General features: G+C 64.8%; 22 protein-coding genes. 11 read left to right on the top strand and 11 right to left on the bottom strand.

The genetic code is table 11. From position 1 onward, the window contains the following. Nucleotides 1-9: 9 nt before the first annotated feature. The 3 genes from U1E26_10865 to U1E26_10855 form a co-directional block, all read right to left on the bottom strand. Nucleotides 10-411: an NIL domain-containing protein gene (locus tag U1E26_10865; GenBank protein ID MDZ4170133.1), complete on the bottom strand. Its 402-nt coding sequence runs from the start codon at nucleotides 409-411 to the stop codon at nucleotides 10-12. 1 nt (nucleotide 412) lies between these two features. Beyond that, nucleotides 413-1,585 carry a homocysteine biosynthesis protein gene (locus U1E26_10860; protein ID MDZ4170132.1) on the bottom strand — a complete coding sequence of 391 codons (1,173 nt, stop codon included), beginning with the start codon at nucleotides 1,583-1,585 and terminating at the stop codon, nucleotides 413-415. 100 nt (nucleotides 1,586-1,685) lie between these two features. Then, nucleotides 1,686-2,156 carry an NUDIX hydrolase gene (locus U1E26_10855; GenBank protein ID MDZ4170131.1) on the bottom strand — a complete coding sequence of 157 codons (471 nt, stop codon included), beginning with the start codon at nucleotides 2,154-2,156 and terminating at the stop codon, nucleotides 1,686-1,688. 53 nt (nucleotides 2,157-2,209) lie between these two features. Here U1E26_10855 and U1E26_10850 point away from each other — a divergent pair, with 53 nt between their 5' ends. Next, on the top strand, nucleotides 2,210-3,199 hold the full coding sequence (locus U1E26_10850; protein ID MDZ4170130.1) for an EamA family transporter: 990 nt from the start codon (nucleotides 2,210-2,212) through the stop codon (nucleotides 3,197-3,199). Between the two features lie 11 nt (nucleotides 3,200-3,210). Here the strand turns inward: U1E26_10850 and U1E26_10845 are convergent, their stop codons facing one another. Next, a complete protein-coding gene (locus tag U1E26_10845) occupies nucleotides 3,211-4,041 on the bottom strand; it encodes a PASTA domain-containing protein (protein MDZ4170129.1) in 831 nt (276 codons plus the stop codon). 178 nt (nucleotides 4,042-4,219) lie between these two features. On the opposite strand from U1E26_10845, the gene U1E26_10840 reads away from it, so the two are divergent. From U1E26_10840 to U1E26_10825, 4 genes are all read left to right on the top strand, one after another. Continuing rightward, complete coding sequence (locus U1E26_10840) at nucleotides 4,220-4,432, top strand: SHOCT domain-containing protein (GenBank protein ID MDZ4170128.1); 213 nt, start codon at nucleotides 4,220-4,222, stop codon at nucleotides 4,430-4,432. Nucleotides 4,433-4,618: 186 nt separating this feature from the next. Further along, nucleotides 4,619-6,403: an ABC transporter ATP-binding protein gene (locus U1E26_10835; protein MDZ4170127.1), complete on the top strand. Its 1,785-nt coding sequence runs from the start codon at nucleotides 4,619-4,621 to the stop codon at nucleotides 6,401-6,403. Further along, nucleotides 6,403-8,196, top strand: coding sequence for an ABC transporter ATP-binding protein (locus U1E26_10830; protein ID MDZ4170126.1), 1,794 nt, complete (start codon nucleotides 6,403-6,405; stop codon nucleotides 8,194-8,196). The genes U1E26_10835 and U1E26_10830 overlap by 1 nt, the downstream gene beginning before the upstream one ends. A gap of 267 nt (nucleotides 8,197-8,463) precedes the next feature. Further along, complete coding sequence (locus tag U1E26_10825) at nucleotides 8,464-9,891, top strand: alkaline phosphatase (GenBank protein MDZ4170125.1); 1,428 nt, start codon at nucleotides 8,464-8,466, stop codon at nucleotides 9,889-9,891. A gap of 116 nt (nucleotides 9,892-10,007) precedes the next feature. Here U1E26_10825 and U1E26_10820 read toward each other — a convergent pair whose 3' ends face one another. Beyond that, on the bottom strand, nucleotides 10,008-11,600 hold the full coding sequence (locus U1E26_10820; GenBank protein MDZ4170124.1) for a glutamate synthase-related protein: 1,593 nt from the start codon (nucleotides 11,598-11,600) through the stop codon (nucleotides 10,008-10,010). A 154-nt stretch (nucleotides 11,601-11,754) separates the two neighbouring features. On the opposite strand from U1E26_10820, the gene U1E26_10815 reads away from it, so the two are divergent. The 3 genes from U1E26_10815 to U1E26_10805 all read left to right on the top strand — a co-directional run bounded on the left by U1E26_10815 (nucleotide 11,755) and on the right by U1E26_10805 (nucleotide 14,610). Beyond that, nucleotides 11,755-13,083, top strand: a complete 1,329-nt coding sequence (locus U1E26_10815; protein MDZ4170123.1) for a glutamine synthetase family protein — start codon at nucleotides 11,755-11,757, stop codon at nucleotides 13,081-13,083. Between the two features lie 279 nt (nucleotides 13,084-13,362). After that, on the top strand, nucleotides 13,363-13,956 hold the full coding sequence (locus tag U1E26_10810; GenBank protein ID MDZ4170122.1) for a PadR family transcriptional regulator: 594 nt from the start codon (nucleotides 13,363-13,365) through the stop codon (nucleotides 13,954-13,956). 45 nt (nucleotides 13,957-14,001) lie between these two features. Beyond that, complete coding sequence (locus U1E26_10805) at nucleotides 14,002-14,610, top strand: flavodoxin family protein (protein MDZ4170121.1); 609 nt, start codon at nucleotides 14,002-14,004, stop codon at nucleotides 14,608-14,610. Nucleotides 14,611-14,626: 16 nt separating this feature from the next. Here U1E26_10805 and U1E26_10800 read toward each other — a convergent pair whose 3' ends face one another. Beyond that, a complete protein-coding gene (locus tag U1E26_10800) occupies nucleotides 14,627-15,808 on the bottom strand; it encodes a cofactor-independent phosphoglycerate mutase (GenBank protein MDZ4170120.1) in 1,182 nt (393 codons plus the stop codon). A 67-nt stretch (nucleotides 15,809-15,875) separates the two neighbouring features. Here U1E26_10800 and U1E26_10795 point away from each other — a divergent pair, with 67 nt between their 5' ends. Genes U1E26_10795 through U1E26_10785 form a run of 3 tightly spaced genes read left to right on the top strand, consistent with a single transcriptional unit; the run spans nucleotide 15,876 to nucleotide 18,214 of the window. Beyond that, nucleotides 15,876-16,409: a GNAT family protein gene (locus U1E26_10795; protein ID MDZ4170119.1), complete on the top strand. Its 534-nt coding sequence runs from the start codon at nucleotides 15,876-15,878 to the stop codon at nucleotides 16,407-16,409. Next, nucleotides 16,406-17,971, top strand: coding sequence for a threonine synthase (gene thrC, locus U1E26_10790; GenBank protein MDZ4170118.1), 1,566 nt, complete (start codon nucleotides 16,406-16,408; stop codon nucleotides 17,969-17,971). The genes U1E26_10795 and thrC overlap by 4 nt, the downstream gene beginning before the upstream one ends. 3 nt (nucleotides 17,972-17,974) lie before the next feature. Next, on the top strand, nucleotides 17,975-18,214 hold the full coding sequence (locus tag U1E26_10785; GenBank protein MDZ4170117.1) for a hypothetical protein: 240 nt from the start codon (nucleotides 17,975-17,977) through the stop codon (nucleotides 18,212-18,214). 43 nt (nucleotides 18,215-18,257) lie between these two features. Here U1E26_10785 and U1E26_10780 read toward each other — a convergent pair whose 3' ends face one another. The 5 genes from U1E26_10780 to U1E26_10760 all read right to left on the bottom strand — a co-directional run bounded on the left by U1E26_10780 (nucleotide 18,258) and on the right by U1E26_10760 (nucleotide 22,502). Beyond that, nucleotides 18,258-18,806, bottom strand: a complete 549-nt coding sequence (locus tag U1E26_10780) for an N-acetyltransferase family protein (GenBank protein ID MDZ4170116.1) — start codon at nucleotides 18,804-18,806, stop codon at nucleotides 18,258-18,260. A 252-nt stretch (nucleotides 18,807-19,058) separates the two neighbouring features. Next, entirely contained in the window at nucleotides 19,059-19,844 is a 786-nt protein-coding gene (gene pstB, locus U1E26_10775) for a phosphate ABC transporter ATP-binding protein PstB (GenBank protein ID MDZ4170115.1), read from the bottom strand. After that, nucleotides 19,838-20,704: a phosphate ABC transporter permease PstA gene (gene pstA / locus U1E26_10770; GenBank protein MDZ4170114.1), complete on the bottom strand. Its 867-nt coding sequence runs from the start codon at nucleotides 20,702-20,704 to the stop codon at nucleotides 19,838-19,840. Before pstA ends, pstB begins: the two co-directional genes overlap by 7 nt. Then, on the bottom strand, nucleotides 20,701-21,624 hold the full coding sequence (pstC, locus tag U1E26_10765) for a phosphate ABC transporter permease subunit PstC (protein ID MDZ4170113.1): 924 nt from the start codon (nucleotides 21,622-21,624) through the stop codon (nucleotides 20,701-20,703). Before pstC ends, pstA begins: the two co-directional genes overlap by 4 nt. Before the next feature lie 5 nt (nucleotides 21,625-21,629). After that, nucleotides 21,630-22,502, bottom strand: a complete 873-nt coding sequence (locus tag U1E26_10760; GenBank protein MDZ4170112.1) for a phosphate ABC transporter substrate-binding protein — start codon at nucleotides 22,500-22,502, stop codon at nucleotides 21,630-21,632. Nucleotides 22,503-22,688: the final 186 nt, after the last annotated feature.

Here is a 22,688-nt window from a genome sequence, read left to right as displayed (position 1 = left end):
CGGCGGCTCCTAGAACCTCAGTGCGATCGCCCGGCGAGGGCACGCGATCACGCACGCCTCGCAGTAGACGCACTTGTCCTTGTCAAAGACGAGTTCTTCACCAGAAAGCGTGAGCGCTTTGGGGCGACACACGGCCGTGCACAGACCGCACGTCACGCACCTCTCCTCATCGAGACAGATGTCGCTTGCAGCCTCCCGCACCGTCAACCCCTGCGACTCCAGGAACGCGATGCCGTCCGCCAACGCCTCTTTGCCGCCAGTCACCTCCAGGAGCATGCGGCCTTCCTGCTCGGGCTGGATCTGCGCGCGCATGATGTTGGGGACGATGTCGAAGTCCTTGACCAGGTGGTAGACGACCGGCTTGAGCGACTGCCGGGGCGGAAACGTGAGGTCGAGCCGCTTCTTCGCCATGTCAGATCGCCTCCTCGGAACGCACCTCGAGCGGCTTGACGCCCTGCGTGCCCATCTGCGGCAACGGCTCAAGAGGCTGGGTCAGCGCGAAGCCTCTCTCCGCAACCCAGGACTTCAATGTCGTGGCGATTCGACGGGCCACCGCCAGCGATGAGATCGGGCCGGTGGGGACCTGCTTGCCATCGATCTCGATCGATCCACTGCGAAGCTGGGCGTACGACACCCGCGCAAGCGCCGGTCGCGCTCTGCGCTGAACGCCATAGTCGAACACCGTTGCCTCGATATTCGCATCGGTGAGCGCGAGCGTCTCGGCGATCTGTTCGTCGAGCACGGGAATGGGCACGCCGATACCAACGAAGCTCGACACCCCGTAGCCGGCCATGGTGGCAGCGGAGAAGAACTCCTGCTGAGCCTGCTTCAAGTCGGCGATGACGGCCAGCGTGCCTGCGGGTTTGACGGGGACACCATGCTCGTCACGTTCCTGGTTGGGATTGTGCTGGGTGCCCTCCCAGGCCACATAGCCGGGAGCGCCGGCCACGAAGCACCGAGTCCCCACTCCGATCGTGCGATAGGTCGGGTCATTGAGTAGCGGCGAGAGTGCGCCCGCAGAGCAGTAGGTGGCGTTGCCGAGGTGAGGGTGCAGGGGGCCGAGATAGGTGTAGAGCGTCCGGTCGCTCGAGTTCACCGCCACCGCGTAGTTCTGATACGCGTTGCGCGGGTTGAAGAAGTAGGCCTGATTCAAATCATCCAGCGTGATCCACGTGTCGATCTCCGTGCGCGGGTAGCAGTCTGTGCCGGGCCCCCTTGCCTTGAGCCGCACCGCGTGACCGCGGATGAGGTCCTCGACGACATGCGCTCCGCCGTACTCGACGCCGCGCGACAGCGATGGTTCCGTGATGCCGAGGTACGTATCCACAGCGGCGAGCCCCCCGCTCGCGGGCACGTCGTTCAAGGTGATCTCGCCCATCTTGATGGGAGGGTCGGAGTGGCCGAAGTTCAAGAACACGCCGCTTGAGCACATGGGCCCGAAGGTACCCGTGGTGACGACGTCGACTCGCTCCGCCGCCTTCTTCAGGCCCTCGTCGGCCGCAAGCTCAGCGAACTCCTCGGCGGTGAGCACCACGGCGTTGCCCGCCGCTATGCGCGCGTTGATCTCTTCCCACGTCTTGGCCATACCCGATCTCTCCTCAAAGTGGATTGCCGCATGTCGTCACGTGTGAGCACTTCGCGACTCCGGCCCGTCGACACCACCGGCGGTCTAACGCCCCGGTGCGCTACAGGCAGTGCATTCGCCACAGGGCGGCGGCGATGATCTCGTCGTGATCGAAGGCGAGAGAGTCCGGCAGTTCGTCGACGAAGAACCAGCGTGCCTCCGCGGCGTCGTCACCCGGTACCACGAAGGGCTCCTCGAGAAGGAGGTCGGCGAGGAAGGCCGCGGACACGGTCCAGCCACGGGGGTCGCGACCCGGGTCGCCGAACGCGCCGAGCGGCACCATGGGGCCTTCCCAGATAACGCCGGTCTCCTCGGCCAGCTCACGACGCGCGGCCGCCACCGGTCGTTCGTCTTCATCGATGAAACCGCCCGGCAGCGCCCAGCAGTTCATGAACGGCTCAGCGCCTCGCAGGACGAGCAGGACCTTGCGTGCCTCGGCGGGTCCGGAGAACACCACCGTGTCACAACAGAAGGCCGGACGCGGATATTCGTAGGAGTACTGCATGGGGTCAGTGTAGCGAATGCACAGCATTTCGTGCCCGTGAGCTACGATGACCGCCTGAGCCCATCGAACTCCGGAGCCCCGTGAGCCAACGAACCACATCGATTCTGGCGATGCTGACGCTCTACATCGTGTGGGGTACCACGTACCTCGGCATCAAGGTCGGGCTCGACGCCGGGCTTCCACCCGCGCTGTTCTTGAGTCTGCGCCTGCTTCCGGCTGCTGCGATTCTTTTCGTTGTGGCGAAGTGGCGCGGAGTCAGGCTCTCACCGCCGCGCATCGAGGCGCGCACGATCGCCGTCGTGGGCGTGCTGCTCCTCATCGGTGGCCAGTACGTGACGTTCCTGGCCGAGCAGTACATGCCATCCGGACTCTCCGCGCTGATCGTCGCACTACTCCCACTGTGGATCGCGCTGGCGGAGTCTGTCTTCCCTGATATGAGTCGACCGGGGCCCCTCGGATGGGTCGGGCTGGTTGTGGGCTTCGCGGGTCTGGCCATCCTCATCTGGCCACGCGTACCCGATATCGCCACGGGGGCGGTGGTGTCGCTTGGCATCGCGCTTCAGATCCTCGCCACCTGGTTGTGGGCGGCTGGCTCCATCTACAGCAAGCGGCACCCGGTCAAGTCGGACGGAATGGTGGTGACCGCATGGCAGATGCTGCTCGCCGGCGCCATCACGCTTGTCATCGGGACGCTTCTGGGAGAGTGGAACGATTTCACTGTGACCCCCAAGGGTCTTGGCGCGATCGTCTATCTCACGGTGTTCGGGAGCTGTATCGCCTTCACTGCGTTCATCTACGCGCTCAAACACCTACCCGCCAGCAAGGTGATGACCTACGCCTACGTGAACCCGGTGATCGCGGTGTTCGCAGGATGGGCCGCCGGGCGCGCGGGCCTCGTGCCGGCAGAGCCGGTGAACGCATCCATCGTTGTCGGCATGACGGTGATCGTTGCCGGGGTGGCGCTGACGACCGCAGCCCCCACGCTTCCGCCGCGTCGAGCTGAGGCGACGGGCGACCCGGCGACTCCGCTGGTCACCCCCGCCGACATCGCCCCTACGATCGAGACGTGAAAACGTGAACGTCAGGGGCGCGAGCCGACGAGGATGAACATGAGCGATCCGCTCTGGACCGCGGTGTCTGCATCAGGTCGCTGCTGATAGACGCGACCGATGCTCGAGGCCTTCGGCTGCACCATCACGCGCGGCTCGAGACCTGCGGCCCGGATGCGTGCCTCCGCATCCGCCGTTCGCAAGCCCAACACACCGGGCGCGATTGCGTCCGCGCCGGGCGCCCTTCCGAGCGAGAGCAGTACTCCGACCGTGGTTCCGGGGTCCGCCGCGCTGTCGGCCGCCGGGGTCTGATCGAAGACGAGTCCCTCGGGCTGCTGCTCGGTGTAGAGCTCGGATACGGCGATGCCGTATCCGTTCAGCCTCAGCGCCGACGTCGCCTGCGAACGGGACATCCCGACCACATCGGGGATGCGACTCACATTCTCTTCGCGCTCGAGTTCATCGGCTTGGGCTCCCGTGAGCACGCCCACCGCCACGTCGATGAACACGATCGAGCCCGGATCGACTCTCGTCGCGGCACCGGGCTCCTGCGCGACGATCGTTCCCGGCTCTGCAACGGTGTCGTAGGAGACCTCGGTCTCGGCCACAAGCCCCGCGGCCTCTAGTTCATCGATGGCCTCGCGCCGCGCCATTCCGACAACGTCGGGCACACGCACCGAGGCGCTCTTCGCATCGCCCACGTCGACTTGATCGGGCGCCCGTCCGAACTCCGAGTAGTTCCAGATCAACCAGACGATGATCGCGAGCACGACCGCCAGCACCAGTGCCGGTAGCCAACCTCTCCGTCGACGAGAGGCCTCGTCTTCGTGCTCATCGATCGCGACTTCATCCTCGGGGGTCATGGCGTCCTCCGGCCAGCCTCACTTCACAGTCGTTCATGAGTAGCATACCGCGCTTGCGGCCTCATGACTCCATGTGTTCCACACATCGGCCCCACCGCGTCTCCTCCGTGCCGGCGCACACTGGGTCGAGGAATATCGATAGCCCTTCCGAAGTGACCGAGATAGAGGAGGCCGAACCATGTCGACGATCGGAATCCTGGCCGCCATCGCCATCGCTGTTCTTGGAATGGCCATGATGGCCAAGGGAGCCGGGCGACAGGCCCCGAGCCCCGTCGTAGACCTATCACCCACCCCGGTCGACGAGGCCGTGCGAATCCTCGCCCGCAGATACGCTCGCGGCGAGATCAGCTTTGACGAGTTCGAGCACATGGTCGCGCTCCTGCGTGACTGATCGGCGAGCGCACCCCCACCGCGATCACGCCCGACCCTCCTCCTCCAGACCGACCGTTTCGGCCCCCCCGGCCAGACCGGTCGGTCTCTTCGGGACCTGAACCGACGCTCGGGTACAATCCGAACGGCCCGCCCGCTTCGCTGTGCGCGAAGCGTCGCCATCCCCACTCCAGAAGCCGGGAGGACCGTGTCCGCTGCGCTCTTCAGGGCCCTGCATTTCGTTCGAGCCTACGGCTGGTGGGCTGCGCTTGGCGTGCTCGCTGTCTTGGGGTCCACCGCCGCGGACCTCGCCGGCCCCCAGGTCCTTCGACACCTCATCGACACCGGCATAGCGCAGGCACGCCGTGACGTCATCGTCACGGATGCCCTGTGGCTCGTCGCCATCGCTGCGGTCGGTGCTCTGGCCTCGTTCCTCCAAGGATACTTCTCCGCACGTGCGAGCCACGGCGCGGCGTTCGACATGCGCAACACGATCTTCGACAAGCTGCAGCGGTTGAGTTTCGCGTACCACGACCGCGCGCAGACGGGCCAGCTCATCACGCGTGTCACAAGCGACGTCGATCTCGTTCGCGACTTCGTCGGCGGCGGACTCGTTCAGAGCGTCTCGGCACTCATCCTGCTCATCGGCACAGTCGTGTTCCTGTTCGCGCTGGATGTGCGCTTGGCACTGGTCGCTATGCTCGTCCTGCCCGTGACGATCGGCGTTCTCCTTCTGTTCGTGCGCAAACTCGGCCCGATGTTCCGGGACTTCCAGGCCAAGCTCGCCGCGCTCAACACGGTGCTACAGGAGAACGTCGCCGGCGCCCGTGTCGTGCGCGCCTTTGCGCGCGAGGAGTTCGAGACGCGCCGCTACAACGTGGCCAACACCGAACTTCTCGACGAGGGGCTACGCGTCCGACACGTCGTGGCCAACGCATTCCCCCTCCTGTTCAGCGTGGGCACGATCGGCGTCGGTATCGTCACCTGGGTGGGCGCCGGACAGATTCTTGCCGGCCGCATCACCGTCGGCGAGCTGGTGGCGTTCACGAGCTACCTGTTCTTGATGCTCCAGCCACTCTTCATCATCGGGTTCGGCGCGCAGCAGATCGCCCGCGCCGGAGCGAGCGCCGAGCGCCTCTTCGAGGTACTGGATGCCCCCGAGGATGTCGTCGAAGCCGCCGACGCCCTCGCCCTCACCGGTACGGCAGGTTCGATCGAGTTCCGCGGCGTCCACCTGCGCTACCCCGGTACCGACCGCGAGACTCTGGTGGGAGTCGATCTCTCAATCGCTCAGGACACGGTTGTCGCAGTCGTCGGCGCGACGGGCTCAGGCAAGACCTCGCTTGTCAATCTCGTGCCGCGCTTCTATGACCCGACGCGTGGCGCGGTGCTGGTCGACGGCATCGATGTGCGCAACGTGACCCTCGAATCCCTGCGCGGGCAGGTCGGTTTCGTCATGCAAGACACCGTGCTGTTCTCGGGCTCGGTACGGGACAACATCGCCTACGGGCGCCCGGACGCAACCGAGGAGGCGATACATGCAGCAGCCGAGGCCGCGCAAGCCGACCGGTTCATCAGCGAGCTGCCCGACGGCTACAACACTCCCATCGGCGAGCAGGGCGTGAAACTGTCCGGCGGTCAGCGGCAGCGCATCGCGATCGCACGCGCCCTGCTCGTCGACCCGCGCATCCTTGTCATGGACGACTCCACCTCTTCGGTCGATTCGGCCACCGAGGCCGCCATACGTGAACGCCTCGACGCACTGATGGCAGGAAGAACGACGCTCATCGTGGCCCAGCGTCTTGCCACAGCCAAGCGCGCGGACCTTGTCGTGCTGCTCGATGAAGGGCGCGTCGTCGACACCGGGACACACGCGGAGCTTCTCGAGCGCTCCTGCCTGTACGCCGAGATCGCCAGCAGCCAGCTGGTAGGCGGCGAAGAGATCGCGACTGATCGTGCATGCGACATCCGCACCCCGGGGGGTGAGGACTGATGGCCGGACCTGGTGCCTCGCTGCGTCAGCTGGCAAAGGACGACCGACCCACCGCTGCCGCAACCGTCGCGCGCCGGTTGTCAGCCTTCCTCATGCCGCATCGCCGAGACCTACTCGCCGGTCTGATGTGGCTCGCGCTTTCGTCCGTGGCTCTCGCGGCGACCCCCGCGCTGATCGGGCGCCTTATCGACGCCGCGGTCGCAGGCGCCCCCCAGGGCGCCGACTCGAGCGTCCTCACGGTGCCCGCACTGGTCCTCGTCGGCGCTACTCTCGTCGGATGGTTCGCTCAGCGTATGCAGATCCTCACGTTCGGCACCGCCGGGCAGCGCGCGCTCTATGGGATCAGGCGTGCGGTGTTCGCAAAGATCGTCGCACTCGACATCGGGTACTTCGAGGCAGTCGAATCGGGCGACCTCATGAGCCGCCTCATCAACGATATCGAGCAGGTCAACTCGTTTTTGTCCCAGGGATTGCGGCGGCTCGTCTCGGCGACGTTCGCACTCGTGGCAACCCTCGCCTTCATGCTCTGGGTCGATGTGCGGCTCGCACTTGCCACCTTGCTGGTCGTTCCCGTCATGCTTGGCGTCACGAAGCTCTTCAGCGTCGTGGCGCGGCGGGCGTTTCGTCGTCGGCAGGAGTCAATCGGGGACGTGTCATCGACGCTGGCCGAAGAGTTGGACGGCATCAAGGTCGCTCAGGCGTTCAACCGCACGGGACGAAACCGCACCGCGTTCACCGATAGGAACGCGACCAACCGCGATGCGAACATATCCGCAGCGACCGTGTCGTCGGCCTTCTCGCCGGTGCTCTCCGTCATCAGTGCGGCGGCCACGGCACTCGTCGCCGCACTCGGCGGATGGAGCGCGGCGCAGGGGCTCGTGACCATCGGAGTCGTCGTCGCCTTCTTGAACTACGCGCGGCAGTTCCTCAACTCGATCTCCCAGCTGTCGTCGCTGTACTCCGAGACGCAGTCGGCGCTCGCCGGCGGTGAACGCGTCCTCGCGCTGATCGACACGCCGGTCGAAGTCACCGATCCCTCCGAGCCCGTCGTCCCCGCCTCCGTGTCCGGGCGCATCGAACTCTCCGGCGTGCGGTTCTCGTATCGGACGGGATCCGAGGTCCTGCACGACATCAACCTGACCGTTCAGGCCGGCGAGACCGTCGCGATCGTAGGCGCAACCGGTGCCGGCAAGACGACGCTCGTCAACCTCGTGCCGCGCTTCTACGACGCGACCGCCGGCACGGTGTCGATAGACGACATCGACGTGCGCGCGTATGCGCTTACCACGCTGCGCTCTGCCTTCGGTATCGTGCTTCAGGAACCCTTCCTGTTCTCCGGGACCGTCGCGGACAACATCCGCTACGGCCGGCTCGACGCCACGGACGCTGAGGTCATGGCCGCCGTTGAGACCTCTGGCGCGGCAGCGCTCATCGCCGGCCTGCCCGACGGGCTCGAAACCCCCATCGGCGAGCGGGGCTCGACGCTGTCGACCGGCCAACGGCAGCTGATCGCGTTCGCACGCGCCGTGGTCGGCGACCCCGCCATTCTCGTGCTCGACGAGGCGACTTCCTCGGTCGACACGCGCACCGAGATGCTCATCCAGCAGGGCCTGCACGGCATCCTTGCGGGCCGCACTGCGCTGATCATCGCCCACCGCTTGTCCACGGTACGCGACGCCGACCGCATCATCGTTCTTGATGCGGGGCGCATCGTCGAACAGGGGACCTATGCCGAGCTGCTCGCCGCAGAGGGCGCCTTCACGCGCCTGCATCACGCGCAGTTCGGCGGGTAGCCGTCGGGAGAATCGAACGTCGAAGGCGGCCCGTACGCGCCCCTCACGTGCGCATGTAACGACCAGGTCGCCGAGCTGCCACGGAAGTCTTCGAAAGCGCTAACGCTCATGCAACCACCGCTCTCGTGCGCGGCTTCAGACTGCGAGCAGGGCGGAGAGGGGCGAGAGGGGGTGTGGCGAGCGTCGATTCCGACACCGCCCGGATCTGAGAATGGGGGTCGCACGCGACCCCGACAGGGGCCATGACTATGATCCGGAGGACCGACCATGCATCTGAATCACCCCTTTTCCAAGCGAGCGCTTGCGACTATCACATCCCTCGCGCTGTGCGCGTCACTCGTTCCCTCGACCGCCTTCGCCCGCCCCGACGCGGCTAAGCCGAAGGCGGCGGTGCGTCACCAGCACGCGCAGCCCGATCGCAAGGTCAAGAATGTGATCGTGCTCATCAGCGACGGTATGGGCTACGCCCAGCTCGAAGCGGCCAATCTCTACGGCTACGGCCGCCGCGTCGCGCAGTCCTACGAGCGCTTCCCCGTTCGCGTGGGCATGTCCACCTTCGCACACCCTTCCGTCGGAGGGGCGTATGACCCGTCCGCGGCGTGGGCGAGCTTCGACTACGTGAAGAACAACCCGACCGACTCGGCGGCGGCTGCTTCGGCCATGTCGACCGGCATCAAGACATACAACGCGGGCCTCGGTGTCGACATCGATGGGCTGCGGGCCGCTCACGCGCTGGAGGCCGCTGAGGAGCTCGGCAAGGCCACGGGCGTCGTGTCGAGCGTTCAGATCAGTCACGCGACACCCGCCGGCTTCGTAGCGCACAACGCGAGCCGCAACAACTACGAGCAGATCGCCAACGAGATGCTCCACACGTCTGCCGTTGACGTCATCATGGGCGCCGGCAATCCGTTCTGGACGGACAGCGATACCACGCGCACGCCCTCGGCGAGCAGCTACCGGTTCGTCGGCGGCCAGGCCACCTGGGACGGGCTCGTAGCGGGCACTGTGGGCGGCGACGCTGACGGCGACGGCGACTCCGACGCCTTCAAGCTTGTCCAGACGCCCGCCGAATTCGCGGCCCTGACGACCGGCGCGACCCCCGCGCGCGTCGTCGGAATCGCCCAGTGCGCGTCAACGCTCCAGCAGAGCCGCGGCGGCGACACCAATGCCGACCCGTTCGTCGCACAGTTCAACCGCAACGTCCCGACCCTCGAGACGATGACCAAGGCGGCGCTCAACGTCCTCGACGAGAACCCCAACGGCCTGTTTCTGATGATCGAGGGCGGCGCCGTTGACTGGGCCGGTCACGCCAACCAGAAGGGCCGTATCATCGAAGAGCAGGTCGACTTCAATAACTCGGTCGATGCGGTGATCGAATGGGTCGATGAGAACTCGAACTGGGGCGAGACGCTCGTGATCGTCACCGGCGACCATGAGACCGGCTACCTGACGGGCCCCGGCTCGGGCAGCACCATCGCCGGCCCCGTGTGGAACCCGCTCGCCAACTTCGGCATCGGAGTGGCACCGGGCATGCAGTTCAACAGCGGTGACCACACGAACTCGCTGATTCCGTTGTTCGCCAAGGGCTCGGCTGCCCGGCACCTGCGCGCGGCCGCGACCGGCGTCGACCCGGTGCGCGGGGAGTACTTGGACAACACCGACATCGCCAAGACGGTCTTCGCCACGATGAAGTAGCTGCTTGGTTTCGCGTCGCCCGTCACCACCGGACGATGAAGGGCGGCCCCCTCGGGGAGCCGCCCTTCTGGTGTTGCGTGTAGCCGGCCGACCGGGCAACGCGTGATGCCGGCGCGCTACCCCTCGATGATGCGCATCGCCTCATCGCGATACGCATCCATGACAAACGGGATACCGGAGATCTCAGCAGACTCCTTCGTGAGCGCCATGAGATCAGCACGGGCGATCGTGTCCAGCCGCATATTGCGGCTACCGCTCATGAGCTGCTGCAGACCGACTTGAATCTTGTCGGAGTAGGTGTAGACCGCTATCGCGCCCAGGGGGAACTTGTCGACCTCGTCGCCGTACTTGGCCTTGAGCGTCTCGTAGGTGACGAAGATCTCCTCTTTGGTGCCGCCGAACGCTGACACCGACTTCGGAAGGTCCTGCTCCTTCATCCAGACCTCGATGTTCTTGCCCACGAAGCCCGGAATCATGAGTGCGCGACCCATGCAGACGGCCCTGGTGTGTGGTGCGCCGAGCGCGAGCACCTTGAAGACGTGATCCTCAGTCGAGAAGCCGCCGGCGATCGCGATGTCCGGGACGTACGCGCCCTGGCTTGCCAGCTTCTCGGCGAGTTCGTTGGCCATGCACTGCAGGTAGAACGTCGGAACGCCCCACTCCTCCATCATGCGCCACGGGCTCATGCCGGTGCCGCCCGGTGCGCCGTCGATGGTAAGCAGGTCGATGCGGGCGTTGCTCGCCCACTTCATCGCCATGGCGAGCTCGCGCATCGGGTACGCGCCGGTCTTGAGCGTGACGCGCTGAGCGCCGAGGTCACGCAAACGCTGGACCTCGGCGTAGAACTCATCCTCGTCAACGAAGCCCAGTCGGCTGTGGCGCTCGAACTGGCGGATGGCGCCGTCGGCGAAGGCTGCCTGGATGGCCGGGTCGCTCGGATCCGGGGTGACGAGGTAGCCGCGCTTCTGCAACTCCAACGCGCGCTCGAGGCTGTTGACCTTGATCTCGCCGCCGATGCACTTGGCGCCCTGGCCCCACTTGAGCTCCATGGTCGTGACGCCGAGCTTCTCCACGCAGTACTCCGCGACGCCGAGGCGCGTGTCCTCGACGTTCATCTGCACGAGGATGTCGCCGTAACCATCCTCCTGGTAGCGGCGGAACAGCTCCACGCGACGTTCCATGTCCGGCGAGCGCGTCACCTTGCCGCGTGCGTCGAGCTCAAGGGCCGGATCGATGCCGCACACATTCTCGCCGCACACGATCGACACGCCGGAGATCGCCGCACCGATTGCGAAGTGCTCCCAGTTCTTGCGGGCGATCTCGGTCGACCCGAGAGCGCCCGTGAAGATCGGCACCCGCATCTTGACCTTGTTCTTGTCGCCGAAGACGGTCTCGGTGCTGACCATCGGGAACAGCGTGTTGTCCGGATCGCCCTCGACACCGTCGGGCAACCCCTTGGCACCCAGCGCGTACCCGCAGATGTTCAGGTGCGAGTAGTCGATGGGATAATCCTTGTCGCCGCCGGCCGTGACCTCGCCGAACGGACCGGGATAGATGACCTCGCGACCACGGAACGAGGCCTTGAAGACCTCGCAGTTGCCGCGGCAGCCGTCGACACAGCGGCTACACAGACCCGAACCCGGAACCACATCCTTGGAGCGGTTCCCCGTCTGTGTGACATCGTTTCCTCGCGGGCTTTGCAGATTCACTCTCGTTCCCCTCCCCATAGATGACAGCTACGACGTGCCAACCTGCCGGATTCGCATTGCCCCGCATAGTAGCGCGATACGAAACATGATAGAAACACAGCAGGAATGTTTTCGAAATATTCACTGTGCGCGTGAGCGCAGACAAGGAGCAGCCATGACTCAAGAGAGCCGAGCCCATGCGGCCGAAGCGATTCGCGCTCAAGGGGTCGAGTTCATCCACCTGTGGTTCACGGACGTGCTCGGCTTCCTGAAGACATTCGTCATCTCCATCGACGAGCTCGACCTGGCGATGAGTGAGGGAATGGGTTTCGACGGCTCATCGATCCAGGGATTCGCGCGCATCCAGGAGTCGGACATGGTGGCGCTGCCTGACCCCTCGACGCTGCAGATTCTTCCGTGGCGTCAGGGCGACACCCTCGTCGCAACCATGTTCTGCGACGTCGTCCGCCCCGACGGCTCACCGTATCCGGGAGACCCGCGCAACGTCATGCGCCGCAACCTGGAGCGGGCCACCGAGATGGGATTCGACTTCTTCATCGGGCCGGAACTCGAGTACTACTACTTCAAGGACGACAAGCGCACCCGCCTGCTGGACCACGGCGGCTATTTCGACATGACCACACGCGATCTGGCCGTGGACCTGCGCAAAGAGACGGTCCGCGCGCTCAACCAGTTCGATATCCAGGTCGAGTACAGCCACCACGAGGTCGGACCCAGCCAACACGAGATCGACCTGCGCTACGACCGGGCGCTCAGAATGGCCGACAAGGTCATGACGTATCGGCTGGTGGTCAAGGAGATAGCGCAGCTGAACGGCGTGTATGCCACGTTCATGCCCAAGCCCATGTATGGCGAGGCCGGCAGCGGCATGCACGTCCACCAGTCGCTCTTCCGTGATGGGCGCAACGCGTTCTACGACGCGAATGACGAGTTCCACCTGTCGGACACCGCAAAGGCCTACGTCGCCGGGCTGCTGTATCACGCGCGGTCGATCTGTGCCGTGACGAACCAGTGGGTCAACTCGTACAAGCGCTTGGTGTCTGGATACGAGGCTCCGGTCTACATCTGCTGGGCGCACAGGAACCGATCGGCGCTGGTGCGCGTACCTATGTACAAGCCCGGCAAAGAGAACGCCACCCGCGTGGAGCTCCGTTCGCCCGACCCCGCATGCAACCCGTACTTGGCTTTCTCGGTGATGCTCGCCGCCGGACTCGACGGGATCAAGCGCGGCCTGGAACTCCCCGCCGACGTCACCGACAACATCTACGAGATGAGTGACGTCGAGCGCGCCACTCTCGGTATCAAGCAGCTTCCTGAAAGCCTGAACGAAGCCGTGAACGAGATGGAGCAAAGCGAGCTGGTGCGCGAAGCGCTCGGCGAGCAGGTCTTCGAATGGTTCATTCGTAACAAGCGAATCGAGTGGCATGACTACCGCACCCGGGTCACCCGGTGGGAGCGAGACAACTACCTCGCGATCCTCTAGAAGCGGGGCCCGGTAGGGCCTTCACCGCGGTCAATGAGAGCGGCGTACCCTCACGGGGCGCCGCTCTTTCGCGTCTGGGGACGCGAATCAACCAGAGTGACCGTGATCCGCTCGCGTGCGCCCGGCGCTACGTGACTCGAGTCCTACTTGAGGGTTCTTTCAAGACAACTACCAGCATTTTTCTTTTATTCCTCAACACCAGGTTGATACTTGTGCAGCGTAGTATGATTCATCTAGTATATGTCATGTCCTATATAACATTTCGGGGGGAAGAGCGCTGTGTCGCTCGAGCACGCGATACTCGGACTGCTCAACGAACACCCGCGGTCGGGCTACGACCTCAAGACGCGGTGTTTCGACGGTCCCCTGTACCCCTTGTGGGCCGCAGATCAGGCCCAGGTGTACCGCACACTCGAGCGTCTCAAGACGGTCGGTCTGGTCACCGCCACCCGCCGACGTCGCGCGGGCAAACCTGACCGGCGGCTCTACGAGCTGACGCCCGCAGGGCAGGTGTCCCTGCAGGCGTGGCTCGCTTCCCCTGCAGACACTCCCGTCGTACGCGACCCTCTCCTCATACGCCTCTACTTCGGCGAGGCCACCGCTGACGAGGACCTCATCGCCGTCCTAGTGGCCAGCCGCGACCAGCATCAGTCGCGACTGCTCGGGCTGCGGACTGCGAAGGCGGACCTGGCATCCGAGCGCTCCATCGACGATCGCACTTCGACCCTGAGACAGACCGCATTCGATGGAGCGCTTGCGCGGGAGCGTGCAGCCATCGACTGGCTGGACGACTGCATCGACGCCATCCGCGACGGGGCGCTGCCCGGCTCAACCGCTGCGGGAACCGGGCAGCGCCATCTATTCGGGACGTGAGTGCCGGCGTATAGTGAAGCCGGCCTGACAAGAAGGGGGTTGGGCGTGAGGATCATCGCGATTGACGCGAGTACCGGGCGGGGCGTGGTGAGCCGATCGGTCGAAGTGGCAGCGCGGGCGGCCGAAGCGGCCGGGGCCACGGTGGAGCGAGTACGGCTCGCCGAGTACGACGTGCGCTACTGCACCGGCTGCAAGATGTGCCGCCTCACGGGCACCTGCAAGATAGACGACGACCTACCGGATCTCGCCGAGAGGATCGCGCTGAGTGACGGGGTCATCTTCGGTGTCCCCTCCTACTTCAAACGGGCCGAGCGTCCCTTGCAAGCGGTTCTCGATCGCCTCTCGGGCTACTTCTCCTCAAGCGGCCAGCTTCGACTTCCGGGTTTCTCCGAGCGCGAAGTCCCCTCCGCCCCTCAGGCCAGGGCCGCTCGCCGCGCCGTGATCATCACCGCTACCTCAGCGCCGGAACCCATTGCGACATTCTTCGGCTACACGTCAGGACCCATCCGCGAACTGCGCACCTCACTTGCGGTGGGGGGCATTCAAACGATCGGCTCGCTCGCTGTGTCCGGCCGGTGGACCAACCACCAGCTCGACGAGTGGGAGAACGACAAAGCCTGCTCGCTCGGACGAGTCCTCGCGGGGCGCATCTGAACCGTCTCTCGGTCACTCAGCTAAGCAGCAGGTCCATCACCCCGGCGCCGGGATCGACGACAAGGCCTGTCGCCGAAGCATCCGTCTCGCCGTAAGCCACCGCACCGTTCGTCGCGATTCCCGGACCCCACAGCACGAAGGGCACCGGATCGCCCACGTGGGTCTTGAGCTCCACCGGCGTCGGATGGTCGGGCATCGCCAGGATCCGCACCTCGCCGGGGTACGCGCGAACACGACTCACGACCTCGCGATCGATGGCCTCAATCGCGGCGAGCTTCGCGGGGCCATCCCCTGCGTGACCCTCTTCATCAGGTGACTCGACGTGGATGACAACGAGGTCGTGATCCACGAGCGCCTCAAGAGCTCCGATCGTCTGGCCCGCGTAGTCGTTGTCGGAGTCACCGGTGACCCCCGTGATGGACAGTCGCGTGATTCCCGTCAGCACCGCCAGACCGTTAAGCAGGTCCACGCCGCTCGTCATCGCCGCCCGAACACCGCGCTTCTGCGAGAAGGGAACAAGACCGCGCGGGCGTGCTCCCGGCCAGAAGGGCCACACGTCGGTGACCGGCAGGAGTCCCGCACCCAGGCGACACAGGTTCACCGCGTTGTGCGCGAGCAGGGGCTTCGCGCGCTCCATGTAGTCGAGCAGAAGCTCAGAGCCCCTTCCGCGCGGCACCTGACCCACTACGGGTTTGTCCGAGATATCGTGCGGAGGAGTGAATCCGCACTCCAGAAGCTCGGGGTGACCCTTCACGACGAGGATGTGTCGGTAGGCCACACCGGGGTGCAGGGTGAACACCGCGTCGTCGAGGTTCGTGGCGATGTCGCGCACGATGGCGTTGGACTCCTCCGTCGAGATGTGACCGGCGGCGTAGCTCGTCATGAGCCCATCGGTGATCGTCACCGTGTTGAGGCGCAGGGCGACCTCGTCAGGGGCCAGTTCGACGCCGATGCTGGCGGCTTCGATCGCCCCACGCCCAACGTAGTCCTCCACGGGGTCGTAGCCGATGATCGAGGTGCAGGCGGCCGACGAGGAGGGCTCTGTTCCCTCAGGCACCGTACGAGCCAGTCCCACGAGCCCGGTGCGCGCGAGCGCGTCCAGATTCGGCGTGCACGCCGCCTCCAGCGTTGACTTGCCGCCGAGCGCTGACATCGGCCAACCCGCCGCGCCGTCAAGAATCACGATGACATACTTCACGCCAGACCCCCTCCTGGGTACGAGTACCTGTAAGAGCGTACCACCCGTTCACGGCGTAAGGACCCCCATGGCCTCATCCCATCTGCACACCCTCACCGGTCGGCTCGTGACACTGCGTCCTGCCGACGAAACCGAACTTTCGCAGCTCGCAGAGGCTCTGGCCGCTGATGCTAATGCGTCGCCGTGGCTTGGAACCGATCCCTCCGTCATCCTCACCTGGTTCCGTGGTGACGGGGTGTCTGCCTTCGTCGTTGACTCGCAGGGCACCGCATTGGGTGTGATCACGTTCGAAGAGGAGCTCGATCCCGACTACCACGCGGCCAACATCGACATCGGCCTGCTGTCTGGTGCGACCGGCCGGGGTGTCGGACCTGATGCGCTGGCCACACTCGTCGAGTACCTCTTCACCGTGCGGGGACACCATCGTGTGACCATCGACCCTGCCGTGGCCAACACTCGCGCGATCCGCGCCTACGAGAGGGTCGGGTTCAAACCGGTCGGGGTCATGCGCGAGTACGAGCGGGGCTCCGACGACCAATGGCACGACAACCTCCTGATGGACCTTCTCAAGCGCGAACTCATGCCGACGAGCGGCTCGTGAGTCGGGTATCATTCCTCAACATGAGAAGACCCACCACATACACCGATACGCGCGGACTGAGCGAGCATCAGCCGCTCTTCAGTGATGTTGTAGTGACGGGCATCGCACCGGGCGGCGGGCTCTTCGTGCCGACCGAGCTGCCTGACTTCGCGCTCGACGAGATTCTGGCGATGGCCGAGATGCCGTACTGGCGGCGAGCCGCCGCCGTATTCACGCGTTTCGGCGTGGACTTTGACGCCGACCGCGTGGATGCGCTCATGCGGCGTGCGTACGGTCGCCAGTGGGACGACGATCGGATCGCGCCGGTCGAGGAAGTCGTGGCGGGCGTGCATGTGCTGGAGCTGTGGCATGGACCGACGAGCGCCTTCAAGGATATGGCACTTCAGTGTCTGCCGCTGTTCTTCAGCGCGGCCGTCGAACGTCAACAGGCTCGTGGCGAACTCACCGACGACTTCCTCGTACTGGTAGCAACCTCGGGTGACACCGGCAAAGCCGCACTCGAAGGGTTCGCCGACCGGGAGCACACGAGCATCGTGGTGTTCTATCCCGACGGCGGGGTCTCTGACATCCAGCGCAAGCAGATGGTCACGCAAGCCGGCGGCAATGTCGGCGTCTTCGGCGTGCGCGGCAACTTCGACGACTGCCAAAGCGCCGTGAAGGACGCTTTCGCCGATGAGAACTTCAACGCATGGCTACACGGCGAGCACCGCCTGAAGCTCTCGAGCGCGAACTCCATCAACTGGGGACGTTTGCTTCCCCAGATCGCGTACTACGTGAGCGCCTATGCCGACATGGTCTCATCCGGTGGGGTCAAGTCCGGCGAGCCGATGGACGTGTGTGTGCCCACGGGCAACTTCGGCAACATCCTCGGCGCCTACTACGCCCGCCTGTGCGGCGTCCCGATCGGACGCTTGATCTGCGCATCCAACGAGAACAACATCCTCACCGACTTCATCGCCACCGGCGTGTACGACATCTCCGGTCGCGACTTCGTGAACACCCCGTCGCCGTCGATGGACATCCTGGTCTCAAGCAATCTCGAGCGGCTTCTCTACCACCTCGCCGGTCCGCACCAGGTCAACGGATGGATGACCGAACTCGCCAAGCACCGGCGCTTCCAGGTGGATCCCGACACCTTCCGCGCTGTGCGCGAGATACTTGTGGGCGACTTCGTCACCAACGACGAGTCCCTCGCCACCATCCGCCGCGTTCACGAAGAAACGGGCTACCTTCTCGACCCCCACACGGCGGTCGCCTGGGAGGTGGCAGAACGCATGCGCGGCGAGAACCCGGTGCTGGTCGTGTCGACCGCCCACTGGGCCAAGTTCGGCGCTGACGTGCTCAAGGCGCTTCTGGGCCGTCCCTATCGCGATCCGCTTCCCGCCGAACTCGCTGACCTCTCCGGCGTCGAGTTGCTTCGCGAGGTGCTCGGGCGCGCGGGTTCCTGCGCACCGATCCCGTCCGGACTCGCCTCGCTCGACGACATGATCGCCCGCTTCACCGACGTGGTCGACCCCGGACGCGACGGAGTGGAGTCGGCGGTCAAGGGATGGCTCGGCTGACGCGTGCCTGAGGACGATGCCGAGATTCTCCAGCGCTTCATCGACGCCCTGTTTCGTGAGGCCACGACGGCGACCCGTCTCGACGTGATCGTTCGTGCTGAGGCCTACGACCTGCCGTGCGATCTCGTCGGCATCATCGAACTGCTGCCGCCGGGCACCTATCGGCGAGACAAGTTGTGCGATCAGCTCAACTCCGCCCTCAAAGGCCACGGCTGGGCAGGGCGCTACCGCACGGTCGACTAAGCGACGCGCAGGCCCGTGACGACCAACCTAGCGTCTGCGCCGCTCACGAGGATTCCTCGCTCGGTAGCACTCGCTGCATTATCACGACATCGAGCCACCGGTCGAACTTGCGGCCCACCTCGCGCATCACGCCGACCCGCTCGAAGCCTGCACGCTCTGTCATGCGGAGACTCGCCTCGTTCTCCGACACGATCTTGCTGACCGCGACATGGTGACCTGCATCGACCGCCTCGTGAACGAGGTGGTCGAGCACGAGAGGCCCGATGCCTTGCCCGAGATGAGAAGGCGCCACATACACGGCGACTTCCACGGTCCGCGACCATGCACTGCGGCTCGCGAACGGAGACAGCGATCCCCAGGCAACCGTCTGATGCTCGGCGTCTTGGACCACGACGACGGGGTGCGCCGCGGACCGTTCCGCGATCCACTCCTGGCGCTCCTCGACGCTCTTGAGCTCCGTGTCAAACGTGGCTGTGGACGTCTCGATGTAGTGGTTGTAGATGCGCGCGATGTCGGCAGCGTCGCCGACGGTGGCGCGGCGGATCACGTAGTGGTCCATCACTCCCCGGATCTCAGAAAGAGTTGTCGCCATTATGCAGTTCTTAACTGAAATGATACTCGTCTGGCGCCGTTCTGGCACAGGCGTTGCTTTAATTCGACCGAGAGCTGGGCGACCCGCCTTACCCCTCCCCCCTCGGGCGGGAAACGCCCCTCGGCACTACACAGGACGCGCCTCCCCCCCTCAGGCGCGTCCTGGCATTTTGTAGGGGCTTCACCGCACCGCCAGCCATCGGCCAGCAGTTCACACCGATTCCCGCGCCGTGCTAGACCGTGTCGCTGTCGGCTAGCCGAACCGCCCGGTGATGTAGGCCTCGGTACGCTTGTCGGTCGGATTCGTGAACATCGTCTTCGTGTCGCCGATCTCGATCAGCCGGGCAGGCTCCTCCATGGACTCTCGGAGCATGAACGCGGTGCGGTCGGAGATTCGGGCAGCCTGCTGCATGTTGTGGGTCACGATCACGATGGTGACGCTTCGCTTGAGTTCAGAGATCGTGTCCTCGATCTGCTGCGTGGAGATGGGATCGAGAGCCGAAGCCGGCTCGTCCATGAGCATGACCTCGGGGCTCGTGGCCAGAGCGCGGGCGATGCACAGCCTTTGCTGCTGACCGCCCGATAGCTCGAACGCGTGCTTCTTGAGCAGGTTCTTCACTTCTTCCCACAGCGCCGCTCGCCTGAGCGAGTCCTCCACCAGCTCCCCGAGCTCGGCCTTCCCGCGGATACCGTGGGTCCTCGGTCCGTAGGCGACATTGTCGTAGATGGACATCGGGAACGGGTTCGGCTTCTGGAAGACCTGCCCGACACGCGCCCTCAACTCGACAGGGTCAACCGCACGATCATGGATATTGACCCCGTCGAGGAGGATCTTGCCTCCTACCGTGACGTTGCCCAGCTCGTCGTTCATGCGATTCAGACACCTCAGCAGCGTCGACTTCCCGCAACCGGACGGACCGATCAGGGCAGTCACCGACGTCGGCTCGATGCTCATGCTCACCTGATGGACCGCGGTATCTGACCCGTAGGTCACCGAGACGTCGGTGAGTTCGAATGAGCCGGTTGCGGTCGTTACCATCTGATCCTTCTCCTTTGGCGGGTCCGCCACGCGGCCGCAACGACGTTGATGATGCTTACGCCCGCAACAAGAACGAGGGCGGTGCCCCAGACAACGTCGGGGGCGGACTTGGTGGCCTGCGTGGCCATGATGTAGAGGTGGTACGGCAACGCCATGGTCTGGTCCAACAGCGACTCCGGTAGCGGGGCGTAGAAGGCCACGGCCGTGACCAGGATCGGGGCCGTCTCGCCAGCGGCACGCGACAGCCCGAGAATCGACCCGGTGACTATGCCTGGCGCGGCCGCAGGGAGGACGACCCGTGCGACCGTTCGCAACCTCGATGCACCCAGAGCAAGGGACGCCTGGCGCAGGTCCTTCGGCACTTGAAGCAACGCCTCTTCCGTCGCGGTGATGATCACCGGAAGGGTCAGACAGGCAAGCGTCAGCGCGCCCGAGATGACCGAGCGCCCGAAGCCGAGCGCCAGGACGAAGAGTGCGAGCCCGAAGAGGCCGTAGACGATCGACGGCACTCCCGCCATGTTCGCGATCGCAAGCCGGATCATACGCGTGAACCGGCCCTTCGGCGAGTACTCTGCGAGGTAGATTCCGGCCATGACGCCGATGGGCACGGCGAACACCGCCGTCCAGAAGGTGAGCAGCAGGGTGCCGTAGATGGCCGGCCAGATGCCGCCTTGTGTCATGAACATCTTGGGCGGCTGGGTGAGGAACTCCCAGTCGATCGAAGCCCCGCCCTTGATCACGAGGTAGAGCAGGATGAACGCCACGACGCCGATGACACCGAATGCCGCGGCGCCGGTGATGATCTTGGCGACTGTCTCGACGACGCGCGCGCGACGCACTCGAGCTGATGCCCTACTCATCGACGCCACCTCCGGCGCTGCCTCTCCAAGACGATATCGGCGGCGAGGTTGATGGCAAAGGTCACGGCGAACAGGACCAGGGCCATGGCGAACAGCACGGAGTAGTGCTCGCCACCCTGCACGACCTCCGCCATCTCACCGGCGATCGTGCCAGGCATGGTGCGCACGGAGACAAACGGCGTGTCGGCGATGATGCCCGAGTTGCCCGCCAGCATGAGCACGACCATGGTCTCGCCGATGGCTCGTCCGACTCCGAGCATCACCGCAGCGAAGACGCCCGATGATGCCGCCGGCAGGACCACCTTGTACACGGTCTGCCAGCGCGTGTTGCCCAGCGCCAAGGACCCGGTGCGCAGATCGGCAGGCACGGCGTGGAGCGCATCCTCGGAGATGGAGATGATGGTCGGCAGAGCCATGATGCCGACCACGATACCGGCGGTGAACGCTGTCAGGCCGGTGTCGAGTTCGAACCATACGCGCACCCGAGGAACGACCAACGCCAGACCGATCAGACCGAGTACCACCGAAGGCACGGCGGCCATGAACTCGATGACGGACTTGGTGAACTCCTTCATCCTTCGACCGGCGAACTCAGATATGTAGACCGCGGCGGCAACACCGACGGGAACGCAGAGGAGCACCGCGACCGCCGTCACCCACATGGACCCCGTCTCGGCGGGAAGGAATCCGTACGAGGGGACCTTGCTCGTCGGGAACCAGTCGGTCCCCGTGATCATCTCGATCATGCCGATGTCTGTGATCGCACGCCACGAGTTCAGCACGAGAAACACGGTGATTCCGGCAAGGACGACTATCGCTGTCAAACCTGACAGCGCTATGAGGCGCGTGAAGACGCCTTCGGCCGCCCGGCTGAATGCCGAGCGGCCGCGGCGCCGCCGTGAAGTGGGGGCGTCTATCATACGAGCTACTGCGCGACTGGCACGAAGCCCTGGTCGGTGACGATCTGCTGGCCACCAGGACCGAGGATCCAGTCGATGTAGGCCTTCATGACGTCAGCCGGCTCGCCGTTGCTGTACATATACAGTCCGCGTGAAAGCACGTAGCTGCCGTCGAGCGCGGTCTCGACCGATGCCGCGACGCCATCGATCTCAATGACCTTGACATCCGGGGTCAGGTAGCCGAGACCCACGTAGCCGATAGCGTTCGGGTTGTTCTTGGTCTCGTCGATGATCGCCTGGGTAGACGAGAGGAGCTTCGCCTCCTTGGCATACTCGTTATCCTCACCGACGACCTCCTCCTTGAAGTACTCGTAGGTACCCGAGGAGCTGTCACGCGACAGGAGAACGATAGGCGCATCGGTGCCGCCGACATCCTTCCAGTTCGTGATCTCGCCGCGGTAGATCTTGCCGAGCTGGTCGAGCGTCATGCCCGTCACGCCATTCCCGGGGTTCACTACGACGGCGATGCCATCCTTGGCCACCTCGATCTCGAACGACGTGATGCCCTTGCCCTCAGCCTCGGCCTTCTCTTCGTCCTTGATCTGGCGCGATGCATTGGCAAAGTCGATGGTGCCGTTGATGAGTGCTGCGATCCCGGTGCCCGAGCCGCCACCCTTGATGGCGATCATGACGCCAGGATTCTCGGTCTGAAAGACCTCGGCCCATGCCTGGCCCAGGTTGACCATGGTGTCCGAGCCCTCGACGTTGATCGAGCCCGTCAACTCCTCGCCCGCAGGCTCCTCGCCGGACGGCTCCTCGGTCGTCGTACCTCCGCAGCCAACAAGCGCAAATGCGAGCATCGCTGCGAGTGCGAGTACAAGCCACTTCTTCGCCTTCACTGGCACTACCTCACTTTCAGTGTCGTGTAAGCGGGGCTTGAGCACCCGCCGCGAGCCATGCTACGGACATGTCACCGTGCTTTGGTTGCACGCAGGTAAACTCAATGCACGTAGGTGTAAACTCCATGTGAAACAGCCCGTGTCGAGGTTTCACGCGTGCAATCATGTGCCGTCCGTCCCCCAAAG

The sequence above is a fragment of the Coriobacteriia bacterium genome (assembly GCA_034370385.1).
In the GTDB taxonomy this organism is placed as follows: domain Bacteria; phylum Actinomycetota; class Coriobacteriia; order Anaerosomatales; family PHET01; genus JAXMKZ01.
Note: the sequence above shows the minus strand (reverse complement) of the source record. Positions and strands in the feature narration are given on the sequence as shown.

Coding starts and splice junctions, on each gene's coding strand:
- U1E26_10865 (MDZ4170133.1), bottom strand. CDS start 411: ATGGCGAAGAAGCGGCTCGACCTCACGTTTCCGCCCCGGCAGTCGCTC.
- U1E26_10860 (MDZ4170132.1), bottom strand. CDS start 1,585: ATGGCCAAGACGTGGGAAGAGATCAACGCGCGCATAGCGGCGGGCAAC.
- U1E26_10855 (MDZ4170131.1), bottom strand. CDS start 2,156: ATGCTGTGCATTCGCTACACTGACCCCATGCAGTACTCCTACGAATAT.
- U1E26_10845 (MDZ4170129.1), bottom strand. CDS start 4,041: ATGACCCCCGAGGATGAAGTCGCGATCGATGAGCACGAAGACGAGGCC.
- U1E26_10840 (MDZ4170128.1), top strand. CDS start 4,220: ATGTCGACGATCGGAATCCTGGCCGCCATCGCCATCGCTGTTCTTGGA.
- U1E26_10830 (MDZ4170126.1), top strand. CDS start 6,403: ATGGCCGGACCTGGTGCCTCGCTGCGTCAGCTGGCAAAGGACGACCGA.
- U1E26_10825 (MDZ4170125.1), top strand. CDS start 8,464: ATGCATCTGAATCACCCCTTTTCCAAGCGAGCGCTTGCGACTATCACA.
- U1E26_10815 (MDZ4170123.1), top strand. CDS start 11,755: ATGACTCAAGAGAGCCGAGCCCATGCGGCCGAAGCGATTCGCGCTCAA.
- U1E26_10795 (MDZ4170119.1), top strand. CDS start 15,876: ATGGCCTCATCCCATCTGCACACCCTCACCGGTCGGCTCGTGACACTG.
- U1E26_10780 (MDZ4170116.1), bottom strand. CDS start 18,806: ATGGCGACAACTCTTTCTGAGATCCGGGGAGTGATGGACCACTACGTG.
- pstB (MDZ4170115.1), bottom strand. CDS start 19,844: ATGGTAACGACCGCAACCGGCTCATTCGAACTCACCGACGTCTCGGTG.
- pstA (MDZ4170114.1), bottom strand. CDS start 20,704: ATGAGTAGGGCATCAGCTCGAGTGCGTCGCGCGCGCGTCGTCGAGACA.
- pstC (MDZ4170113.1), bottom strand. CDS start 21,624: ATGATAGACGCCCCCACTTCACGGCGGCGCCGCGGCCGCTCGGCATTC.